This window comes from Streptomyces carpinensis (assembly GCF_002154505.1).
Taxonomy (GTDB): domain Bacteria; phylum Actinomycetota; class Actinomycetes; order Streptomycetales; family Streptomycetaceae; genus Streptomyces; species Streptomyces carpinensis.
In genome coordinates, this window is the sequence record NZ_MUBM01000666.1 from 1 (window position 1) to 4,818 (window position 4,818).

Genomic DNA, 4,818 nt, shown 5'->3' on the forward strand with positions numbered 1-4,818 from the left:
GGGCAGCAGGATGCCGGGGAGGCGGGCGGCCGCGGCCAGGCGGAGGGCGAGCTCGGCGGCGTCGGTGCCCGGGGCGTGGGCCTTCGCGACGGTGCCGGCGTGGCGGACGACCGTGGCGTCGGGGCGGTCGGCCAGGACGGTCGCTTCGCACGAGCAGTCCCTGCCGTCGGCGTGGGCCGCCTTTGTGACCTGCGCGGTCACCTCGGGCAGGAGGGCGGCGGCTGTCACGGGACTCCCTGGGGTGCGACGGCGACCGTGAGCTTACGTGGACGAGCTGCACGCGGGTGTACGGGGTGGCCGCGGACGGGGTCGGGGGGCGGGGCTGCTCGCCCGCGCTCGCGAGGCGGCTCCCCGGGGCTCTTCGAGCAGGGGCCGACGCCAGGCGGAGCCCGGCTGGCTGCCCACGGCCCTGACGACCGCCGAAAACGATCGCCGCCGAAAACAATGCCGGCGCAGCTCCCCAGCTGCGCCGGCATTTTGCCGTCCGCCGCACCCCCGTCCCCACGGGGTTTCATGGATGGATGTCCCCGCCCGGACCGCTCTTCCGGGCCTGGGGTCGCCGCTCAGCGCCCCAGCATCACACCCACGGACGACGCCTGTGTGGCCACTGTGTTCCAGCCGTCGAAGACCAGCAGGAGCAGGGCCGCCAGGGGAAGGGCCATCAACGTCGCCACCGCGGGGTGGCGGCGGCCCGTACGGCGGGGGCGTGTACGGAGCAGTGTCCGCGGTGCCGTGTGGGCCATGGTCCCTCTCCTGACCGTTTCGGTTGTCGTTGGCAGCGGCGGGTGTCTGACCTCGGGGGACGAGTGCTGCACCCGCCGCTTGACCTCAAATGTAGGCGCGCGGCGACCACCGGACGTCATGCCCTCGTACCGATTGCCGGGCCTCCCGGAGGATGAGCCTTCAACCGGGGAGTACTCCCCTGGGTGGAGACGCGGTCCCGGCTCTCGGGGTCTTCCCGGAGGGGCCGTCCGGAGTGCCCCGGCTTTTCCGGTCCTCTTGTGGTGACTTCGCTCACTTTCCGCACGGCCCGTGGCCTGCGGCTCCCCGCCCGGCACCCCATCCGGCTCGCCGCCCCCTCCCAGCCGGGCGGGGGGTCGGCGGCGTCCGCCTCCCCTGCTGTCCGATCGTCATTCAGGCGTCCAATCGCCTTTCGCCGGCAGGCGGTTGGGATCATGGTCGGTGCCGGGCCGCCGGGCCCTCCAATATGCTGACCGACCTTCAATTGCGCTGTCCCGTACCGACAATCGATCGGGTAGAGAGGGCGCGGCCTCTGCGCGCGAGCGGCCCCGGAAACGTAAGCTGTGGCTCGTCACAGGGACCGGGCAGCGGGGATGAACATGGCGATGATGCGCCTGAGGCGCGAGGACCCGCGCGTCGTCGGCTCGTTCAGGCTTCACCGACGGCTCGGCGCGGGCGGGATGGGTGTGGTCTATCTCGGCTCCGACCGGAAGGGTCAGCGGGTCGCGCTGAAGGTCATCCGGCCGGATCTGGCGGAGGACCAGGAGTTCCGCTCGCGGTTCGCCCGCGAGGTCTCGGCGGCCCGGCGGATCCGGGGCGGCTGCACGGCCCGGCTGGTGGCGGCCGACCTGGAGGCGGACCGGCCGTGGTTCGCCACGCAGTACGTGCCCGGGCCCTCCCTGCACGACAAGGTGGCCGACGAGGGCGCGCTGAGCGCGGCGGAGGCCGCGGCGATCGGGGCCGCCCTGTCCGAAGGGCTGGTCGCCGTGCACGAGGCCGGTGTGGTGCACCGGGACCTGAAGCCCTCCAACATCCTGCTGTCCCCCAAGGGGCCGCGGATCATCGACTTCGGTATCGCCTGGGCGACCGGCGCCTCGACGCTCACCCACGTCGGCACCGCGGTCGGCTCCCCCGGCTTCCTCGCCCCGGAGCAGGTGCGCGGCGCCGCCGTCACCCCGGCCACCGACGTGTTCTCCCTGGGGGCGACGCTGGCGTACGCCTCGACGGGCGACTCGCCGTTCGGTCACGGCAGCTCCGAGGTGATGCTCTACCGCGTGGTGCACGAGGAGCCCCAGCTGCACGGCGTACCCGACGCGCTGGCTCCGCTGGTGCGGGCCTGCCTCGCGAAGGACCCCGAGGAACGGCCCAGCACACTGCAGTTGTCGCTCCGGCTGAAGGAGATCGCCGCGCGCGAGGCGCAGGGCCTGGGCGATCTGCGTCCGCCCGCTCCGCGCACCGCCGAGGCCGACCGGCCCACCGGCCGGCTCGCGGACACCTACCCGGACGACCTGCGCGCCACCTACCCCGAGCAGCAGCGCACCGGTTACGCCGAGCAGCGTGGCCGGCGGCGCCCGCAGGGCTCCTCCCCCGGTACGCCCCCTCCGCGCGGCACCGTCCCGCCCTCGCGCGGCGGCACGCCGTCCCGCACGGGCGGTCCGCTGCGCGACTCCGGTCCGCCGCGCGGGACCGGCGCGCCCTCCCGTTCCGGCGGCGGGCGCTCCACGCCGCCGCCCCGCAACGGCGGCCGCCCGGTCGGCGGCGGCCGTCCCGCCCCGCGCGCCAGCGCCCGGCGGCCGGGCGCGCGCAGCACGTCGACCGGTCTGCGGCCCGCCAATCCGAGGCTGCTGCGGCAGCGCCTGTTCGTGTTCGTGGTGGTCACGCTGCTGGTCGCGCTCGGCATCGCGGCGGCGCAGGGCTGCCAGGGGCCCGCGCGCGGGCTCGGCGGCGACGGCGGCGTACGGACGGGGCAGGGGCAGGCACCGACGGCCACGACCGACCGGCCGGACGAGCAGTCGTAGACCACCGGCGGGACCGGGCTCCCAGGGCCTCTCGTTCGGATCACGCCGGGCTCGCGCGGTCTGGCGCCGCGTCTCGCCGCGTTGTCGTCGGTTGCCATGGCTCCGCCATGACGCCCTCCTCCGCCTTGCGCTCCTCCCCCACTGCCCGAACGGCGTGAAGAGGTACCCCCAGCACCGGACCCCGCTCCCTGATCCGGCCTGATCCGAACGAAAGACCCTAGGTCTCGGGGCGGCCCGTCGCCACCGCGTAGAAGGCCACGGCGGCGGCGGCGCCGACGTTGAGGGAGTCGACGCCGTGGGACATGGGGATGCGGACCCACTCGTCGGCGGCCACGAGAGCCTTCGTGGACAGGCCCTCGCCCTCCGCGCCGAGCATCAGGGCGACCCGTTCCATCCGGTGCGGGGCGACGTCGTCCAGCGCCTTGGCCTTTTCGTCGGGAGTCAGGGCGAGCAGGGTGAAGCCGGCCTCACGGACCGCGTCCAGGCCCCTGGGCCAGGTGTCCAGACGGGCGTACGGCACGGAGAAGACGGCGCCCATCGAGACCTTCACGCTGCGCCGGTACAGCGGGTCGGCGCAGTCCGGGGAGAGCAGCACGGCGTCCATGCCGAGGGCGGCGGCCGACCGGAAGATCGCGCCGATGTTGGTGTGGTCGTTGACCGACTCCATGACCGCGACCCGGCGGGCCGTGCGCAGCAGGTCGGCGGCCGTGGGCAGCGGCTTGCGCTGCATGGAGGCGAGCGCGCCGCGGTGCACGTGGTAGCCGGTCACCTGTTCGGCGAGTTCGGGGCTGACCACGTAGACCGGGGCGGGGACCTCGTCGATGACGTCCCGCATGGCGTCGACCCACTTGGCGGACAGCAGCATCGAGCGCATCTCGTAACCGGCGTCCCCGGCCCGGCGGATGACCTTCTCGCCCTCGGCGATGAACAGCCCCTCGGCCGGCTCGCGTCTGCGGCGCAGCTCGACGTCGGTCAGGCCCGTGTAGTCGTGAAGACGGGGGTCATCGGGATCCTGAACGGTGATGAGATCGGCCACAGCGTGATACTGCCTTGTCCTGTCTGCGGTGCGGGCGGCTCGGAAGGGGAGTTCCCCGGGGGCTACTCGGAGGCGGGCGGGCCCACGGCGACGACCGCGCCGATGACGATGACCGCGGGCGGCTTCACGTCCTGGGCGCGTACGGTCTCGGCCACCGACGCGAGGGTGGCGTCGACGCGGCGCTGGGCCGCGGTCGTGCCCTCCTGGACCAGGGCGACCGGGGTGTCGGGGGACTTGCCGTGGGCCACGAGCGTCTCGGCGATCTTCCCGATCTTGTCGACGCCCATGAGGATCACCAGCGTGCCGGTCAGCTGCGCCAGGCTGGGCCAGTCGACCAGGGAACGCTCGTCGCCGGGGGCCACATGACCGCTGACCACGGTGAACTCGTGCGCCACCCCTCGGTGGGTGACCGGGATGCCGGCCGCGCCCGGCACCGAGATGGAGCTGGAGATGCCGGGGACCACCGTGCAGGGGATGCCGGCCTCGGCGAGCGCCTGGACCTCCTCCATGCCCCGGCCGAAGACGAAGGGGTCGCCGCCCTTGAGGCGGACCACCGACTTGCCCTGCTTGGCGTGCTCGATGAGCGCTTGGTTGATGGCCTCCTGGGCCATGTAACGGCCGTAGGGGATCTTCGCCGCGTCGATCACCTCGACGTGCGGCGGGAGTTCGGCCAGCAGGTCGCGCGGGCCGAGTCGGTCGGCGATGACGACGTCGGCCTCGGCGAGCAGCCGGCGGCCGCGCACGGTGATCAGGTCGGGGTCGCCGGGGCCGCCGCCGACGAGGGCGACACCGGGGCTACGGGTGCGGTGGTGCGGGGCGACCAGTGTTCCGTCGCGCAGACCCTCCACGACCGCGTCGCGGATGGCGGCGGTGTGCCGGGGGTCCCGGCCGCGCGCGCTCGTGGTGAGCACCGCGACGGTGACGCCCTCGCTGTGGCCGGTGGCCGGGGTCCAGGCGGTCGCCGCGTCGGCGTCGTCGGAGCGGACGCACCACACGCGGTGCCGCTCCGCCTCGGCCGAGGCG

4 protein-coding genes and 1 pseudogene are annotated in these 4,818 nt (G+C 74.2%); 1 reads left to right on the forward strand and 4 read right to left on the reverse strand.

Features of this window, described 5'->3' with window-relative positions:
- A pseudogene (locus BZY54_RS47690) lies at positions 1-228 on the reverse strand (aminoglycoside phosphotransferase family protein); the annotation flags it as partial.
- Between the two features lie 335 nt (positions 229-563).
- The gene (locus tag BZY54_RS47695; protein WP_086731505.1) at positions 564-743 is read right to left on the reverse strand and encodes a hypothetical protein; all 180 of its coding nucleotides are present in this window, start codon (positions 741-743) and stop codon (positions 564-566) included.
- Between the two features lie 591 nt (positions 744-1,334).
- On the opposite strand from BZY54_RS47695, the gene BZY54_RS47700 reads away from it, so the two are divergent.
- Positions 1,335-2,759, forward strand: coding sequence for a serine/threonine-protein kinase (locus tag BZY54_RS47700; protein WP_167414199.1), 1,425 nt, complete (start codon positions 1,335-1,337; stop codon positions 2,757-2,759).
- A gap of 217 nt (positions 2,760-2,976) precedes the next feature.
- Here the strand turns inward: BZY54_RS47700 and BZY54_RS47705 are convergent, their stop codons facing one another.
- Together BZY54_RS47705 and cobA are read right to left on the reverse strand one after the other, a co-directional pair.
- Positions 2,977-3,795: a TrmH family RNA methyltransferase gene (locus tag BZY54_RS47705; protein WP_086731507.1), complete on the reverse strand. Its 819-nt coding sequence runs from the start codon at positions 3,793-3,795 to the stop codon at positions 2,977-2,979.
- Positions 3,796-3,857: 62 nt separating this feature from the next.
- A partial coding sequence (cobA, locus tag BZY54_RS47710; protein WP_086731508.1) for a uroporphyrinogen-III C-methyltransferase occupies positions 3,858-4,818 on the reverse strand: 961 nt, incomplete at its 5' end.

What these genes read in the sequence shown, in the direction of transcription:
- BZY54_RS47700 (WP_167414199.1), top strand. Translation starts at nt 1,335, where the DNA reads ATGAACATGGCGATGATGCGCCTGAGGCGCGAGGACCCGCGCGTCGTC.
- BZY54_RS47695 (WP_086731505.1), bottom strand. Translation starts at nt 743, where the DNA reads ATGGCCCACACGGCACCGCGGACACTGCTCCGTACACGCCCCCGCCGT.